Genomic DNA, 17,415 nt, shown 5'->3' with positions numbered 1-17,415 from the left:
GCTCAGAGCACCCCGTCGGCCGACGGCTGAACGCCTTCGGCCAGGAGCGGGGTCGATCCTTCGAGACAGTCCGTGACGATCTGCTCGAGCTCGCCGAGGCCGTAGGGCTTGTTGGCGAAGCCGATGATCCCGGCCCGCCGCAACTCGTCGACGATGCCCTCGAAGCCCCAGCCGCTGGAGAGCACGACCCGCACCCCCGGGTCCATCTGGCGCAGCATGGCCAGGCATTCGCGCCCATCCATACCCGGCATCATCATGTCCAGCAGGACCAGGTCGACCTCGGTGCCGCGCTCTGCGTAGAGCTCGACAGCTGCTTCGCCCGAGCTCACGCTCAAGGTTGCGAAGCCGACGCTCTCGAGCAGGGCCGCCGCCGTGATCAGTACGATGTCGTCGTCATCGACGATCAGGATCGTCTTGCGGACGTCGTCCCCGGCCTTGGCCGTGTCGGCGGCCGTGGCAGGAACGAGCGGCGGAATCGCGGCCGGCTGCTCGTCGGATTCCCCGCCCGGCAGGTCGTCGTCCACACCCGCCAGCGCGATCCAACGCGCATCGATCGATCCGTCGTCGCCATCGCCAGCCCGCCCGGCGTCGGCCAGGGGCAGCAGCAGCGTGAAGGTCGAGCCGGCATCCTGTTCGCTCTCGACGCGGATCGCGCCGCCGTGCTTGCGCACGATGCCGTAGGCCGTCGCCAATCCCATGCCCCGCCCCTCGGCCCGCTCCTTGGTCGTGAAGAAGGGGTCGAAGATTCGATCGAGCAGCTCCGGCGCCATGCCATGCCCCTCGTCGGAAACGTCGAGCGCCACGAACCGCCCCGGCGAGACCTCGGGCATCGACGCGGCCTCGGCGGCCCCGACCTGGGTGGAGCGCGTGGCGATCCGCAACTTGCCGCCGGCCGGCATGGCGTCGCGAGCATTGACGGCCAGGTTCAAGATCACCTGACTGAGCAAACTCGCATCGCCGCTGATCGTCGCACTGGGAGCGACCAGGTCGACCTGCAGCTCGACGCTCTCGGGGAGCGAACGGTGCAGCAGCTCGGTCACCTCGACCACCGTCGCGTGGAGATCGACCTCCGTGAAGCCGGACTCTCGCCTGCGCCCGAAGCGCTGAATCTTGCGCGTCAAGTCCGCGGCACGCTGGGCGGCGGCCTCGATCGCCTGGGCCGAGGCCAGGATTCGCCCGTCGGTGCCAGCGGCGCGACCGATCAACGTCGCGTGACCCAGGACTCCGGTCAGGAGGTTGTTGAAGTCGTGGGCGATGCCGCCGGCGAGGGTGCCAATGGCTTCGAGCTTCTGGCTGTGTCGCAGCTCCCGCTCGAGGACCCGACGCCGCGCGATCTCCCGCGCACGGTCGAGGGTGCTGGCGAGCAGGTCGCCGGCGATCCGAACCAGCGCGAGCAGCTCGCCGTCCCAGGGCACGGCCGTTTCGCCAGCGCAGAAGCCGACCAAGCCCTGCCCGACGCCGCGACAACGTAGGGGCACACAGGCGAACCTGGCCGCTCCGATTCCGACCAGCTCGCTGCGCTCTTGCGCGCTGATCGAGCAGATTCCGCCCACGCCAAGGACGGCTTCGCGACCCTGGTCTGCGTACTCCACCAGCCAGCCCAGGGGCTGGGGGTCGGCGATCACCGGCGGCAAGGGGGTCACGCCGGCCGCCGCCCAGGTCTGGGTCGAGAGCAGCCCGCGCCGCTCCTCGTCGAAGCGGTAGAGCACGGCGCGGTCAGCGCCGATCACCTGCGCCAGCTCCTCGAGTGCCCGCTGCACCTCCTCCTCGGTGTGCTCCAGATCGAGCGCCAGGAAGCGGGTGGAGAGGGTCGCCAACTTGTGCTCGAGGGCCGAGCGGTGGCGAGTCACCAGTTCCTCGCGCTTGGCGTCCTCGATGTCGGTGGCCACGATGATCGCCCCGCCGTCGCCGCGATGCAGCGGCCCCACGCGCAGCGAGAACCAGCGGTGCTGTTCGCCGATCCAGCGCGCGCGCACCTCGATCGACTCGGGCTCGCGGCGGGTCAACACACGCCGCAGCGTCTGACTGAACGGCTCACGGTCGCGTTCGTCGACGCGCCACTCGAGCTGCTCTCCCAGGTCGGGCGCGGCGTCGAAGGCAGCCAGGTTGTGGAAGCGCACCTGCCCCTCGCGATCGACGGAGAGGATCACGTCGGGGGCATTCTCGAGCAGGGATCTCCAGCGCTCCTCGGACGCCCGCAGGGCCTCCTCGGCCCGCAGACGCTCGAGTTCGACTCCCACACGCGCGGCGAACACTCCCAGAATGTCGGCCACCGGCAAGGACTCGTCGAGCGGTCCCGTGGCCATCACCCCCAACACTCCCACGACCTGTTCGGCCGAGTCGGGGATGGGAACACCGAAGTAGCTCTCGAGGCCCTCCGTGTTGACCCAGGAGTCCGCGGCAACGCGCGCGGCCAGACCGCCCGAGTAGCGCACGGGCCCATCGGCGATGACGAGCTCGTCGAGTGTGCCGCGGGCGGCGTAGGTGTAGCCGGCGGTGAACTCGGTGCCCGACCACAGACACAGCATCCGCATCCGATCGGGCTCACGCGGTAGTCGCTCCGCGACGTAGGCCACGCGCACGCCGAGGGCGAAGGACAACGAGCGCACGAGCGAGCGCAGGAAGCCGCGTCCGGTGACCGCCGAGGTCGCCTCGACCACGCGGCGCAGGCGCCGCTCGCGCAGCTCCAGGTCGAGCACCTCGTGGCGCAGGCTCGACGAGTCGCGGATCGTGATCACGTTGACGGTCGGATGGCTGTCGTCGCCTGGCAACAGCGCCGCGTCGATCCGCAGCGTGCGGCCCTCGTCTCCGAGGGGTGCGATGAAGACGTCGACGCTGGCCATGATCCCCGCGGCCAGATCGGTGACAAAAGGGGCGCGCTGCTCCGGTCGCAGGCTGTCGATCGGCAACCGTCCGGCGTCGCGGACCCGCCGATCTGGGTCGGCGCGGGGCAGCCCCAAGAGCGCCCGCGCCCCCAAGGCCGTGTGGTGCAGGCGGTCGAGGGCCTGGTCGGCGATGGCCATCCCCAGTCGCGAGTCCGCGCCGTCGCGACCCAGGCGGCCGACCAGGGACAGGCCCCTGCCGCCGAGGGCACGAGGGGTCCGGACCAACTCGAATTGGACTTCCAGGGTCGTCCCTCGACGGACCACGCCGAGCACCAGCGGCTGTGGAACGCCGGGGCGCAGGTTGGCGATCGCGCCGGCCAAGCTCAGTCGGCTGGCCTCGTCCTCGAGCACCTGCTCCAGGCTCACGTCCGAACCGCGGCCGAGGACGAGTTGGGCCTTCGGGTCGAACAGCGACGCAGCGGCGGCGTTCCAGGCCAGGATGCGCCCGTCCTGGTCCAGTTGGATCCAGAGCAGCGCCGGCAACTGGCTCATGGTGCGTGCCACCAGCCACTCTCGGCTCGCGCTGCCCCCGACGGCCGGGGCGTCCAGATCTTGGGGAGGAGAGGTCATCGCGCGCGCGGTCGCCCGGGGGAGCGGGCGGCTACCCGAGGGTAGACTGAGCCCAGCGGACGGTGGTTCACCGGAACCTGGCCCGCCACACTGCGTGTCTCTGATGGGAGCCTCCACACTCGCCCCCGGCCTCGCCCCCGGCCTCGCCATCGGCCTGCTAGTCGCCCTCGGCGCCCCCCACGACGCTGGATTTCTCCAGGATCCGGCCGCGGTCGCCGGCCAAGAGCGGCCCCTCCCCGCCGCCGAGCGGGCAGCCATCGACCTGTGGGAATCCGGCCAGCGCCTGGCGGCAATCGAGGCCCTGGCGAGCGCGAGGTCCGAGGGGGCGGTCGCCGACCCCGCCGCCGCCACCGAGCGCCTGGGCACCTGGCTGATGCGGGTCCATCGCTATTCCGGCGCCCTGGAGGCCCTCGAGAGCCTGGGTGCAGCCGCGGACCGGCTGCGCGGTGAGGCGCTCTACGCCCTGACGCGCTACGACGAGGCCCTGCGCTATCTCGATCCCGCCGATCCTGACCACGTCCTACTGCGGGTCGACGCCTTCGAGGCCCTCGGGCGGCTGGAGGAAGCCGGGGCCGAGTTGGAGCGGGCCGGCGCCGTCCTCGGCGCCGAGGACCCCCGCCTGGCCAGTTTCGAGGGTCGCCGATTGGCCCGCGAGGGACGCTTCGCCGAGGCCGAAGAGCGCTTCCGAGTGGCCCTCGCCTCCAACCCGATCGACCAGCGCGCCCGCTTCGGGCTGGGGCGGGCCCTGCTCCAACTCGGCCAGCGCGAGGAGGGCATGGCGGTCCTGGCAGAACATCGCCTCTTCGTGCCCCTGATCGACGCCCTCGAGTTCGCCGGGCAGAGCCTGGACCTGGCCCCCTTCCACGCCCCGAACCACGCTGCACTGGGCGACGCACAGTTGGCGGTCGGACTCCTGGATGCGGCCGAGGCCAGCTACCTGCGCGCGACCGAGCTGGCGACGGACGACGAGGCGTCGCCGGTGGCCCTGCGCCTCGCCCGCTTCCTGGAAGAGCAGCGGACGCGGCCCGTCGATGCGATCGCCGCGCTCCAGCGCGCCTTCGAGCGCGTGCGCGACGTCCGTCTGGCGGTTCGCGCGGGCGACGTCGCCCTGCGCTGCGGCCGCGCGGACCTCGCTCGCACGTGGTTCGAACGCGGACTGGAGTTGCGACCCGGCGACGCCGTGATCGAAAGTCGCCTGGCCGCGGCCCGTGACCGGGAGCAACCGTGAAGGTTCACGCAACGGCGGTCCTGGCCTTCCTCACACTCTTCGGCTGTTCCAAGCAAGCCGCGCAACCGCCCCACCCGGATCCGGGCGCCGACGTTGCCGCCCAGGCCACTTCAGCTCCCGCAACAGGTTGGTTCGAGGAGATCAGCGACCGCTGCGGGGTCGACTTCGTCCACGACGCCGGCTTCTCCGACGAACGTCACCTGCCCGAGACGATGGGTGGTGGCGCGGCCCTGATCGACGCGGACGAGGACGGTGACCTCGACCTGTACCTGGTCCAGGGTGGTCCGATGCCCGTGGGTGCAGCGGTCGTCCGCGACGATTCCATGCCCCCCAATCGGCTCTTCCTCGGCGACGGCCGCGGTAGCTTCGTCGATGGAACGGACGCCAGCGGCGACGCGGCCAACCGCGAGTACGGCCAGGGTGTCGCAGCCGGCGACGTCGATGGCGACGGTCGCACGGACCTCTACGTGACCAACTTCGGGCCGGACGCGCTCCTGCTGGGGTCAAGCGGGCACGGCTTCGTCGACGGCACCGCGGCCGCCGGCCTGGCCGACGGGCGTTGGACCGCGGGAGCCAGCCTGTTCGACGCCGATCGGGACGGTGACCTCGATCTGTACGTGACCGGCTACGTGGCGATCGACGTGGACGAGCCCGAATGGTGCGGACGCACCGAGCCCGGCTGGCGCTCTTACTGCCACCCGGACCGCTACGAGGGCTTGGAGGACCGCTTCTGGCGCAACGAGGGCGACGGCCGCTTCGTGGATGGCGCCCTCGACGCAGGCCTGGTCGGAACCGGCGGCAAGGGACTCGGGGTGATCCCCGCAGACTTCGACCTGGACGGCGACCTGGACCTCTACGTCGCCAACGACAGCGTCGAGAACCGCTTCTGGCGCAACAGCGGCGAGGGCCACTTCGACGACGAGACCGCCCTGTCCGGCGCGGGTGTCAACGGCGACGGCATGACCGAGGCCGGGATGGGCCTGGCCGTGGCCGATGTGGACGGCGATCTGGACCTCGACCTCTACGTCACCAACTTCGACAACGAGTCGAACACGCTGTATCGCAACGACGGCGAGTGGTTCGAGGACGGCACCGTGGTGGCCGGCCTCGAGGGCCCCAGTCGGCTGCCGGTGGGCTTCGGCACGGTCATCTGCGACTTCGACGCCGACGGCAACCCGGACATCTGCGTCGCCAACGGGCACATCATCCACAACATCGACCTCTACCACGACGGCAAGACCTGGCGGCAACCGGCGCAGCTGTACGTGGGGCGCGGGCGCGGACGTTTTCGGCTCGCGAGCGAGGAGCTCGGCGACCTGGCCCAAGGGCCCTTCGTCGGGCGCGGGCTGCTGCAGGGCGACCTCGACGGGGACGGGGACCCGGACCTGGTGCTGGTCGAGTGCGGCGGGCCGACCCACGTCTACGCCAACCGTGCGGCGGACTCGGCGCGGGGGCTATTGGTGCGCGGAATGCCGCCCCACGCGGTGCTCCGCGCGACCCTGGACGACGGCAGCCAGCGGTTGGCGGTGGCGGGGCCCCAGCCGAGCTACTACTGCGCCACGGCGCCCGAGGCGTTCATCGGACTGGGGAGCGAGGGTCAGATCACCAAGCTCGAGCTGGTGAGCCCGCGCGTGGAGGTCTTGCGCCTGGATGCTGCGCGCGAGGTTGCCCCGGGGCATCGGGTCCTCGGGCGCTGAGAGTCGGCGCGGCGGAGGTCGCCGCACTGCGGTGACCGACCGTCCTCAGACCATGCCGCCATTGACGGAGATCGTCTGGGCAGTGATGTAGGCGGCGCCGTCGGAGAACAAGTAGCGCACCAGACTCGCCACCTCGCCGACGGTCCCCACTCGCCGCAGGGGGATCCGAGCCGTGATGTCCTCCGTCGGCAGGCCCTCGATCATCTCCGTGGCAATGAACCCGGGCGCGACCGCGTTGACGGTGATCTTTCGCTTGGCGAGCTCCTGGGCCAGGCTCTTCGCAGCGCCGATCAAGCCGGCCTTGGTCGCAGCGTAGTTCACCTGTCCAGCGTTGCCGCCCACGCCGCTGACCGAGGACAGCACCACGATCCGCCCACCGTCGCGCAAGCGCACCATGGGCATGACCAGGGGTTGCACGACGTTGTAGAAGCCGTCCAGGTTGGTCCGCACCACACGATCCCAGGCCTCCGGCCCCATCGAAGCGAATGGCGCGTCGTCCGAGATGCCGGCGTTGGAGACGACACCCCAGTAGGCGCCGTGCTGCTCGAGATCGGCGGCCAGGGCGGATTGGGTCGCATCGCGGTCCCCCACGTCGAAGCCCAGCGCGCGGGCGTTGCCACCGGCACCCTCGATCGCGGCGCAGACCTCCTGCGCCGCCTCGGCGCGCCGACCGAAATGCACGGTCACATCGAACCCGTCGGCCGCGAGCTGCTCGGCGATCCCACGGCCGATCCCGCGGCTGGCGCCGGTGACGAGTACGCGTCGTTTCGATTCGGACATGGGAGTGGACCTCGGGCGGAGATTCGGATCGATCGGGGGTCGTCGCGGCGGCTCAGGTGCCGGCGATCGGGCGCCAATGCAACGAGCCGGTTGGCGTGGGCCAACCGGCTCGCGAGGCCGGGCCGCTCAGCTCAGGAGCCGAAGTTCCGCGAAGCAAAGTCCCAGTTGGCGATGTTCCAGAAGTTCTCGATGAACTTCGGGCGCGCGTTGCGGAAGTCGACGTAGTAGGCGTGCTCCCAGACGTCGAGGGTCAGGATGGCCTTGTCGCCGCTCTTGACCGGGCAACCGGCGTTGGGCTCCTGGGTGATCGCGAGGGAGCCGTCGCTCTTCTTGACCAGGAAGGCCCAGCCGCTGCCGAAGAGCGTCGCGGCCTTGGCCGAGAACTCCGCCTTGAACTCGTCGAAGCCGCCCCACTTGGCGCTGATCGCCTCGCCCAGGGCGCCCTTCGGACCACCACCGCCGTTGGGGCTGATGCAGTTCCAGAAGAACGAGTGGTTCCAGTGTTGGGCGGCGTTGTTGAACAGGCCACCGTCGGACGCCTTGATGATCTCGTCCAAGCTCGACTTGGCGTGGGCGGTGCCCTCGATCAGCTTGTTGAGGTTGGTGACGTAGGCGTTGTGGTGCTTGCCGTGGTGGTACTCGAAGGTCTCGGCGCTCATGCCCTTGTCCGACAGGGCGTCGCCAGCGAAGGGCAGGGCGGGAAGTTCGAAAGCCATGGGGGTCGATTCTCAGTGCGGCCGCGTGGGCCTGGATCCGGGACGATGGGTCGCCGCCGGACCTGTGGGTCCGATTCAGGCGACGACGATTGGGCGATTGCGTCCAGTTCTTATGCAGGGAACCGGCGGGGCGATCAAGCCCCGCCGTGTGCGATAGATCGACGCGCGCCCTACTTGGCCACGAAGTTCACCAGGCGGCCGGGCACGACGATCGTCTTGACGATGTTCTTGCCTTCGAGATGCTTGCCGGCCGCGGCGACCGCGAGCTCGGCGAGGGCCGCCTGGTCGAGGTCCTTGGCGGCCACCACCGTTCCTCGCAGCTTGCCGTTCACCTGCACCGCGAACTCCACTTCGGACTCGATCAGCCACTTGGGATCGTAGGTCGGCCACGGCGCGCGGGCCAGGGACTCGGTGTGGCCCAGCCGCTCCCACAGCTCCTCGGCCAGGTGCGGCGCGAAGGGCGCCAGGGCCTGCACCAAGCGCTCGGCCTGGTCACGTCGCAGGGCGTCGGACGCCTTGCCGGCGTCGTTGACGAAGGTCATCAACGCGGCGATCGCGGTGTTGAAGTTGAACGCCTTGAAGGAGTCGTCCACGCGCTTGAGCGCGCGCGCCAGGGAACGCTCCAGGTCCGCGGCGGCGCCCTGTGGTTCGCCGACGGCCGCCGCTGCCAGGTGCGGACGCACAGGCTGGTCCGTGTTCCCGTCGATCAGCAGGCGCCAGAGCTTGTCCAGGAAGCGCCGGCAACCGGGGACATCGCGGGGATTCCAGGGCTTGGAGTCCGCCAGGGGCCCCATGAACATCTCGTACAGCCGGAAGGTGTCGACTCCGTACTGCTCGCAGACGTCGTCGGGGTTGACGACGTTCTTGAGCGACTTCGACATCTTCGCCACGACCTGTTCCAAGGCCTCGCCGGTCTCGCGGTGGACCGCCACGTCACCCTTGAACTCGACCTCGTCCCCGGAGACCAGTCGCCCGGTGCCGTCCTTGTAGGCGAAGGCGGTCAACATGCCCTGGTTGAACAGTTGCTGGAAGGGCTCCTTGGTCGGGACGAGCCCCTCGTCGAAGAGGACCTTGTGCCAGAAGCGCGCGTAGAGCAGGTGCAGCACAGCGTGCTCGGTGCCGCCGACATACAGATCGACGTTGCCCCAGTAGTTCGCCGCCTCTTTCGAGAAGGGCGCCGAGGCGTTGTGCGGATCCATGAAGCGCAGGTAGTACCAGCACGACCCCGCCCAGCCGGGCATCGTGTCAGTGTCGCGGGTCACCGTCTGACCGGTGGCCGGGTCCGTGGCGCGGACCCAATCCACGGCCTTCGACAGGGGCGGCGACCCGTCGTCCGGCGGCGCGAAGTCGACCATCTCGGGCAACTCGACCGGCAGCTCCGCATCGGGCACGCGCAGGTGCGACCCGTCGGCGCGGTGCAGGACGGGGAAGGGCTCACCCCAATAGCGCTGGCGACTGAAGAGCCAATCGCGCAGGCGGTAGTTGACCTTTGAACGACCCAGGCCCGAGCGCTCCAGATGGGCGATCATGGCCGCCTTGGCGTCGGCAACGCCCATTCCGTCGAGGAAGCCCGAGTTGATCGCGGGTCCGTTGCCGGTGAAGGCCTTGCCCTCGAAGTTCGGCGTGGGTTGGACGGTGCGAACGATCGACAGACCGTACTGCTCGGCGAAGTCCCAGTCGCGCTGGTCCTGGCCGGGCACCGCCATGATCGCGCCACTGCCGTAGCTGATCAGCACGTAGTCCGCGACCCAGATCGGGATCTTGCCCCGCTCGTCGCCCGCCTCGAAGGCGGGGTTGACCGCAAAGCTGCCGGTAAAGACACCGGACTTCTCCTTGGCGAGATCGGTGCGCTCCAGGTCGGACTTCGACGAGGCCGCTTCCACGTAGCCTTCGACCGCGGCGCGCTGGGCATCCGTCGTGAGCTGGCGCACCAGGGGATGCTCCGGCGCCACGACCATGAAGGTGGCACCGAACAGCGTGTCGGGCCGCGTGGTGAAGACCGTCAGGCGCTGGTCCTCGAGGCCGTCGACCTCGAAGTCGATCTCGGCGCCCTCGGAGCGCCCGATCCATTCGCGCTGCATGGTCTTGACCGACTCGGGCCAGTCCACCAGGTCCAGGTCGTCCAGAAGGCGATCCGCGTAGGCCGTGATCTTCAACATCCACTGCTTGAGCGGGCGCCGCTCGCAGGGGTGGTCACCGCGCTCGGAGCGGCCGTTGATGACCTCTTCGTTCGACAGCACCGTCTTCAGCGCCTCGCACCACCAAACCGGCACCTCGGCCTGGTAGGCCAGGCCGCGGTCGTAGAGGCGCGCGAAGATCCACTGGGTCCAGCGGTAGTAGGCGGGGTCGCTGGTCGTCAGCTCCCGCTCCCAGTCGTACGACAGGCCGACCAGCTTCAACTGCCGCCGGTAGGTCGCGATGTTGGCGGCCGTGGTCTGCGCGGGGTGTTGACCGGTCTGGATCGCGTACTGCTCCGCGGGCAGACCGAAGGCGTCGTAGCCCATCGGGTGCAGGACGTTGAAGCCCTCCGCACGCTTGCGCCGGGTGACCACGTCGGAGCCGATGTACCCCATGGGGTGACCGACGTGTAGCCCCGCACCGGAGGGGTACGGGAACATGTCGAGCACGTAGTACTTGGGGGCCTGCGGGTCGAAGCCAGGGTCACCGGGGTTGGCGGCACGGAAGGTGCCCTGCGCTTCCCAGCGGTCCTGCCACTTCGCCTCGATGGCGCGGGGTTCGTAGGCGTTGGTCACGGGTCTGTGTTCGGGGGCGCTTGGCTGCGCTCTGTGTCTTGGGGCCCGGGCGATGCCCCCGTGTCAGGGCACCGGGCGGAGCCGCTCGGACAGGCCTCAGCCGTCGATTGGTCCGAGCTCGGCACGGGTATGGAGCCGACCGAGCGCGAAGCGAGCCGACGAGGATAGTGAGCAGCGCCCGCGGTGGCACGCTCGGGAGGCCGAAGGAAGGCCGCCGCCGTGGATCCGAGCGTCGGCGCCCGAAGCCTCAAGGAGGGCCCACAGCCCCCTTGACTGGGGCCAGGTCGATCCCCATTCTCTACCGCTCGCAACCTGACGTCGCCCGTCGGGAAGCCTGCTCTTCCGGTCATCAGCAGCAGCTCCGAGCCCGCTCGGAACGCTCGCGACCGCGGACAACACGGGGGATTAGCTCAGTTGGTAGAGCGCTACAATGGCATTGTAGAGGTCAGGGGTTCGACTCCCCTATCCTCCACCACCGTACAGGACGGCCGCTGCCCCCACGGGGTGGCGGCCGTCTGGCGTTCGGCGGAACTGGGCGTTCGGCCGGGTTGGGGTTCGATCCGTCGATCGTCGCCTCGGTCGTTGATTGGCCGGTCGGTCGCTCCACCGGGTCCCCGGAGCCTGCTCCGGCCCCGCCCGCCTCGTTCCCCCCGGCGTGGAACGCTATCGTGCTGGGCTGGCCCGAGCCCATCCGAAGCCGGTGGACCCACTCGCCCCATCCCGATGACCGACCTCGCCCATCCCGACCGTCTTGCCAAGCTCGAGCGCATGCGCGCCGAGGGCCTCGAGCCCTACCCGGCCCGCGGCGTCGTCGCGACCCCGGTCGAGCAACTGCACGCCCTGGCCGGGACCCCCGAAGAGCCGGGACCGGGCATCGGCCAGACCTTCACGGTGGCCGGCCGCCTGATGGGCCTGCGGGACTTCGGCAAGCTGATCTTCGCCCCGGTCGACGACCGCACGGGTCGGCTCCAGGTCGGCCTGCAGAAGCAGCGTCTGGCCGACTGGTGGCCCCACCGCAAACTGCTCGACGGCGGCGACCAGGTCGGCATCACCGGCGAGCTGGGGCTGACCCAGAAGGGCGAGCCGACGATCTGGGCCACCGAGGTCCGCATCCTGACCAAGAGCGTCGCGCCCCCGCCCGAGAAGTGGCACGGGCTGGCGGACGTCGAACAGCGCTACCGCCGGCGCTACGTCGACCTGTTCGCCTCCGCCGGCGTGCGCGAGGTCTTCGTGCAGCGAGCCCGCATCGCCTCGTTCATCCGGCGCTACCTGGAGGACCAGGGCTACCTGGAGGTCGAGACCCCGACCCTGCACCCGATCTCCGGCGGGGCCACGGCCAGGCCCTTCGACACCCACCACAACGCCCTCGACATGACGCTGTACCTCCGCATCGCGCCGGAGCTGTACCTCAAGCGGCTGATCGTCGGCGGCCTGGAGCGGGTCTTCGAGTGGAGCCGCAATTTTCGCAACGAGGGCATCTCGGTCCGGCACAACCCGGAATTCACGATGCTCGAGCTGTACGAGGCCCAGGCCGACTACCGGCGCATGATGGAGATCTTCGAGCAGCTGCTCGAGGGCCTCGCGCTGGCGCTGCACGGCACGACCGAGGTCGAGTTCCGCGGGCGAACCTACGACCTGAAGGCGCCCCTGCCCCGCGCGAAGTACATGGACCTCTTCGCCGAGCACGTGGGCTGCGACTTCCACGACCGCGAGTCGGTCCTCGCCAAGGCCCGCGAGGCCAAGCTCGACACCTCCGACGCGGGGCATTCGGCGGCCGACTACTACAAGCTCGCCAACGACGTCTACGAGCACTTCGTCGACCCCCATCTCGACGGCCCGGTCTTCGTCATCGACTACCCGATCGAGATCAGCCCCCTGGCCAAGGCCAGCGCCGACGACCCGACGATCGCCGAGCGACTCGAGCTGTTCGTGGGCGGCATGGAGCTGGGCAACGGCTTCAGCGAGTTGAACGACCCGGCCGAGCAGCAGCGGCGCTTCGAGGAACAGGTCGCCGCCAAGGATCCGGAGTCGCCGGCCGAGGTGGACATCGACTACGTCCAGGCACTCGAGTACGGCATGCCCCCCACCGCGGGCCTGGGGATCGGTATCGACCGGCTGGTGATGATTCTCACCAACCAGGACTCGATCCGGGACGTACTGCTGTTCCCGACCATGCGCCCGCAACAGGGACAGCCGAGCGGTGACGACGCGGGAGCTGACGGGCCTGGCGCCTCCCGTTCAGCGGTCGACGTAAGCGCGGGTAGCTGATCCGTGCCCCAGCCCTTCTCCGAGCAACCAAGCCGATCGCCCAGGAAGACATCTTGTATCGCTGGTTCCTGAGTTGGCGCTACCTGGTCACGCGCCGCACCAACTTCATCGGCATCACGGGCATCACGGTGGCCGTGGGGGCTCTGATCATGATCCTCTCGATCATGACCGGGTTCCTCGTGGAGGCACGCGCGATGCTGCGCGGGGGCCTGTCGGACGTGATCGTCACACCAGCCCTGTTCGCGGGGCAAGGGGTGCCGCGCACCCCCCACCCGGCGCTCGAGGTGATCCGGTCCGACGATAGGGTCAAGGCGGCGACGGCACGCTTGACCTGGTGGGGCCTTCTGGCCGGCGCCGGCTCCAGCGCGGCCCGCTCGGCGGCCATTCTCAACGACAGCCAAGCCGACGGCCTGAACGCCGTGCAGTTGATCGGCGTCGACATCGGGACCCGCGAGCGGGCTTCCCAATTCGGCGTCCGAAACTTCCTGACCCTGATGGGCTTCGACTGGACTCCGCCGCGCCTGCAGGGCGAGTTCGAGACCACCGAGCTGCTGGCGGACCTCCAGCGCGAGCCGCACCCCTGGCGGCGCGGCGCGCCGGTCGCCAATCCCTACCTGCCCTTCCAAGCGCCGCCGGGCTTCATGCGAGCCGGCCGGCAGCTCGGCTTCGTGATCGTGGGCGAGCAGCTCTTCACCACCCTGGGTCTCAAGCAGGGCGGCGAGCTCAAGGTGCTGACGGTGGTCCCCGATCCGGTCAGTGGCGAGCTCGTCACCAACGACCGTGACTACATCGTGGCGGGGACCTTCCGCAGCGGTGAGAACGACGTCGACATCGGCCGCATCTACATGGATCGACTCGAGCTGTGGGACCTGCTCGGTCGGCAGCACACCTACAGCGAGATCCTCATCCGCTTGAACGACTTCGACCGCGACGGCTCCGCGGTCCAGCACGACCTGGTTCGCGAACTCGGCGAACGCGGATTGATCGTGCCCGTCGACCACGATCCCCACACGGCTGCCTCGCAAGTGCGAACCTGGGAGGACTTCCGCCAGGTCATGCTCAGCGCGATCGAGAACGAGCGCGTGCTTCTGGGGATCATGCTCAGCCTGATCCTGGTGGTGGCCAGCTTCACGATCTTCGCGATCCTGACCATGATGGTCACCGAGAAGCGCCGCGACATCGGCATCCTGACTGCGGTCGGCGCCTCGCCCCGCGGTCTGCTGTTCACGTTCCTGACCATCGGCTTCTGGAACGCCCTGCTCGGCACCGGCTTCGGGGCCCTGTTCGGGATCCTGGGCGCGACCTACATCAACGAGATCGAGTCGGAGCTCTCCAGCCTGCTCGGGATCGAGATCTTCAACCGCAACGTGTACATCTTCGACACGATCCCCGCGGTGCTCGACCCCGTCGCGATCATCGCGATCGTCGCCGGCGCCTTCAGCGTGACCCTCCTGTTCGCCGCGATCCCGGCCTGGCGCGCCGCGCGCCTCGATCCCATCGTGGCCCTGCGCTACGAGTGAGCGACGCGATGCAAGACCCCACCGCTCACGGCGCGGCCGGTTCGGACCCCACGGGCCCGGACCCCACTGGGTCCGACCCCTACGGTCAGGGCGCCTTCGGTTCCACAGCCCCCGTTTCCGCCGGATTCGCGCTGCCCTTGGAGACGGACCCGCGTTCGAAGCCGGCGAAGCCCCGGGGAGCCGGGCCCTTGCTCTCGGCGCGCGGCATCCAGAAGTCCTACGCGATCGGTGAGCGCAAGATCGAGATCCTGCACGGCGTCGACCTGGACCTGGCCCACGGGGAGAGCGTCGCCCTGGTCGGTGCTTCGGGCGCGGGCAAGTCCACCCTGCTGCACGTGCTCGGCCTGCTCGATCGCCCCTCCGCCGGCACCGTCGAGCTGGGCGGCGTCGATACCTGGAAGTTGTCGCCGACCCAGCGCTCGGCCCTGCGCAACGGTCAGATCGGCTTCGTGTTCCAGTTCTACCACCTGCTGCCGGAGCTGACGGCGATCGAGAACGTGCTGCTGCCGGCCATGATCTCCAACAGCACGGCAGGGTTCAGGCGCCGACGGGCCGGTCTGCGCCAACGGGCCACCGAGATGCTCGAGGCCTTCGGCCTGGGTCAGCGCCTCAAACACCGCCCGGGTCAACTGTCCGGCGGTGAGCGCCAAAGGGTTGCCATCGCCAGGGCCCTGTTCAACGACCCCCCGTTGATCATCGCCGACGAACCGACGGGAAACCTGGACACCCAGACCGGCGAGGACGTGCTCGAGCTGCTCTTCGCGGAGCACCGGCGCCTGGGCTTCAGCCTGCTGATGGTGACCCACGACGAACGGGTCGCCAGCCGCTGCAGCCGGGCTCTCGAGATGGTCGACGGCCGCCTGCTGACCAGGCGCTGAGCGGGTCGGGGAGCCCGCGGTTCGGGGCCAGGCCCCCATGGGCGATCCCCCACGGGCGCGCCAGGTCGGGCTAAGCTCGCGGTGTGCGCAGGCCCCACCCCGATCCTCGACCCCAGCCCCGGCCCCCCATGCTCCCGGCCCGACCGTTCACTCCCAAGCTCCGCCCGCTCGTCCTCGTCGCCGCCTCGGCCGCCCTGGCGGGCACCGCCGGCGCCCAGCAGTTCACCTACCAAGCCTCCCTCCCGGGCGGCTTCGTGTGGACCGAAGGCGTCGAGGCCGCCGACGTCGACCAGGACGGCGACCAGGACCTGTTCCTGGCCAACGGCGACGGCCTCTACAGCCCCGGCACCAAGCGCCAGGCGGGCCTGGTCATCAACCAGCTCGAGCTGGGCCCGGGCCAGTTCGCCGAGGAGGGCCTCGCGCGCCTTGGCAACCACGTCTCCCACGCCAAGAACGTCAACACGGCCGACGTGGACGGTGACGGCTGGGTCGACGCCCTCTACTCCAACGCCTTCGCCACCGACCCGCCCTTCCTGTTCATCAACCGCGGCGCAGCCCAGCCGGGCTTCTTCGACGAGCAGGGCGCGACCCGCGGCCTGACGGCCCTGTTCTCGTCCGCCGGCGCCAGCTTCGGCGACGTGGACAACGACGGCGACCTGGACTTCGTGATCGGTGACACCGGGCCGGTCTTCAACGCCGCCCCGGGAGGCCGGCCGCACCTGTTCATCAACGACGGCAGCGGCGTGTTCACCGAGGACGCCGCCGGCCTGAACGCCCCGATCAAGATTGGCCACTTGGACGTAGACCTGGTCGACATCGACCTCGACTGGGACCTGGACCTCTACGGCACCAACCGCGGCAACTCGCCCGGCGGCATCCACCACCTGCTCTTGAACGACGGCGCCGGCAACTTCAGCGACGCCTCGGCCCTGACCCCCGCCACCAGCGGGAACGTCTACGAGTCCGACCTCGCCGACCTGGACGGCGACACAGACCTCGACATCTTCTTCCTGAGCCTGGTCGGCTTCAGCGACGGGCCCGCGCGCAACAACACGGTCGAGAACGGCGCGCTCAGCTTCACCAAGGCACCCCAGATCGGCGGTGACGACGACAACGAGGTCGCCTTCATCGACTACGACATGGACGCCGACTTGGACGTGGTGATCGGCTCCCTTGGCGCGCGCGAGAAGCTGATCCGCAACAACGGCGGTGGGAGCTTCACCCAGCTCACCAGCGAGATCACCAACATCTCCGACAAGACCCTCGACGTGGCCGTGGTCGACATCGACAACGACGCCGACTACGACCTGATCACAGTGCAGGGTGAGAGCTCCTCGTCGTCCTGGGACAACAAGATCTACCTCAACAACGGGCCCGCGGACACGCTCGCGCCCGTCATCCAGCGCCTCGAGGCGCTCGTCGGCGCCGGCCCGGCCGGGCCCTGGGTGGTCCGCGCCCAGGTCATGGACCAAGTCCACGACGACGGCAAGAACTGGGTCACCGGACAGGTCAGCTACCGGGTCGACGTCGGAGCCTTCCAGGGCGCCACCACTGCTGGCAAGGTGCTGCAGTCCAGCGGTTCGATCTATCGCTTCGAGATGACCGACACCGCCGCTGGCCTCGGCACGCGCCTGGTCTACGAGATCACCTTCACGGACATCGCCGGCAACAGCTCGAGCAGCGGTCAGATCATCGTGCCCCTGCAGCCCTGCGGCTTCAGCGCCTACGGCAGCGGGACGGCCGCCCACACCATGACCCTGACCGGCGTCAACGACGGGACCCTGGGTCAGAACGTCGACCTGATCACCACGGGCGCGCCGGGGGACCTGGTCTTCACGGGCCTGTCGCTGGCGGCCGGCAACCTGCCCCTGGGCGGCGGGGTGGTGTTGATCGACCTGGCGAGCCTGGTCGCGGTCCAGCCAATCGCGACGATCCCCGGCGGCAGCGCCCTGTGGATCCTGGTGATCCCCGACGACCCGGTGCTGGCCGGGCTGCGCTTCCACTTCCAGTCGATCGCCGCCGACGCGGGTCAGCCGGGTGGCTTGGCCTTCTCGGACGGTCTCGAATTGATCGCGTGCGAGTGACGCAGCCAGACGGAAAGCGTAGCTCGAACGCATAGA

At 69.5% G+C, this 17,415-nt stretch carries 10 protein-coding genes and 1 tRNA gene; 7 read left to right on the top strand and 4 right to left on the bottom strand.

Annotation, left to right across the window (positions count from 1 at the left end; all coding sequences use genetic code 11):
• Positions 1-2: 2 nt before the first annotated feature.
• Positions 3-3,455: an ATP-binding protein gene (locus tag Pla133_RS11405; RefSeq protein ID WP_419192387.1), complete on the bottom strand. Its 3,453-nt coding sequence runs from the start codon at positions 3,453-3,455 to the stop codon at positions 3-5.
• A gap of 103 nt (positions 3,456-3,558) precedes the next feature.
• On the opposite strand from Pla133_RS11405, the gene Pla133_RS11400 reads away from it, so the two are divergent.
• Together Pla133_RS11400 and Pla133_RS11395 are read left to right on the top strand one after the other, a co-directional pair.
• Positions 3,559-4,683: a tetratricopeptide repeat protein gene (locus tag Pla133_RS11400; protein WP_419192386.1), complete on the top strand. Its 1,125-nt coding sequence runs from the start codon at positions 3,559-3,561 to the stop codon at positions 4,681-4,683.
• Positions 4,680-6,380, top strand: a complete 1,701-nt coding sequence (locus Pla133_RS11395; RefSeq protein ID WP_145065265.1) for an FG-GAP repeat domain-containing protein — start codon at positions 4,680-4,682, stop codon at positions 6,378-6,380. The genes Pla133_RS11400 and Pla133_RS11395 overlap by 4 nt, the downstream gene beginning before the upstream one ends.
• A 45-nt stretch (positions 6,381-6,425) precedes the next feature.
• Here the strand turns inward: Pla133_RS11395 and fabG are convergent, their stop codons facing one another.
• The 3 genes from fabG to leuS all read right to left on the bottom strand — a co-directional run bounded on the left by fabG (position 6,426) and on the right by leuS (position 10,629).
• Positions 6,426-7,160, bottom strand: a complete 735-nt coding sequence (gene fabG / locus Pla133_RS11390; protein WP_145065263.1) for a 3-oxoacyl-ACP reductase FabG — start codon at positions 7,158-7,160, stop codon at positions 6,426-6,428.
• Between the two features lie 131 nt (positions 7,161-7,291).
• Complete coding sequence (locus Pla133_RS11385; protein WP_145065261.1) at positions 7,292-7,876, bottom strand: superoxide dismutase; 585 nt, start codon at positions 7,874-7,876, stop codon at positions 7,292-7,294.
• Positions 7,877-8,046: 170 nt separating this feature from the next.
• A complete protein-coding gene (gene leuS, locus Pla133_RS11380) occupies positions 8,047-10,629 on the bottom strand; it encodes a leucine--tRNA ligase (protein ID WP_145065259.1) in 2,583 nt (860 codons plus the stop codon).
• A gap of 399 nt (positions 10,630-11,028) precedes the next feature.
• On the opposite strand from leuS, the gene Pla133_RS11375 reads away from it, so the two are divergent.
• The 5 genes from Pla133_RS11375 to Pla133_RS11355 all read left to right on the top strand — a co-directional run bounded on the left by Pla133_RS11375 (position 11,029) and on the right by Pla133_RS11355 (position 17,379).
• Positions 11,029-11,104 (top strand) — tRNA-Ala (locus Pla133_RS11375).
• A gap of 248 nt (positions 11,105-11,352) precedes the next feature.
• Positions 11,353-12,897, top strand: coding sequence for a lysine--tRNA ligase (gene lysS / locus Pla133_RS11370; protein ID WP_145065257.1), 1,545 nt, complete (start codon positions 11,353-11,355; stop codon positions 12,895-12,897).
• A gap of 53 nt (positions 12,898-12,950) precedes the next feature.
• Entirely contained in the window at positions 12,951-14,417 is a 1,467-nt protein-coding gene (locus tag Pla133_RS11365; RefSeq protein WP_145065255.1) for an ABC transporter permease, read from the top strand.
• An 8-nt stretch (positions 14,418-14,425) separates the two neighbouring features.
• Positions 14,426-15,295 (top strand): ABC transporter ATP-binding protein, encoded by an 870-nt coding sequence (locus Pla133_RS11360; RefSeq protein ID WP_145065253.1) that lies wholly within the window; start codon positions 14,426-14,428, stop codon positions 15,293-15,295.
• Between the two features lie 128 nt (positions 15,296-15,423).
• Positions 15,424-17,379: an FG-GAP repeat domain-containing protein gene (locus Pla133_RS11355; RefSeq protein ID WP_145065251.1), complete on the top strand. Its 1,956-nt coding sequence runs from the start codon at positions 15,424-15,426 to the stop codon at positions 17,377-17,379.
• The last annotated feature ends 36 nt before the right edge of the window (positions 17,380-17,415 follow it).

This window comes from Engelhardtia mirabilis, assembly GCF_007748095.1.
Lineage (GTDB): Bacteria > Planctomycetota > UBA1135 > UBA1135.
Note: the sequence above shows the minus strand (reverse complement) of the source record. Positions and strands in the feature narration are given on the sequence as shown.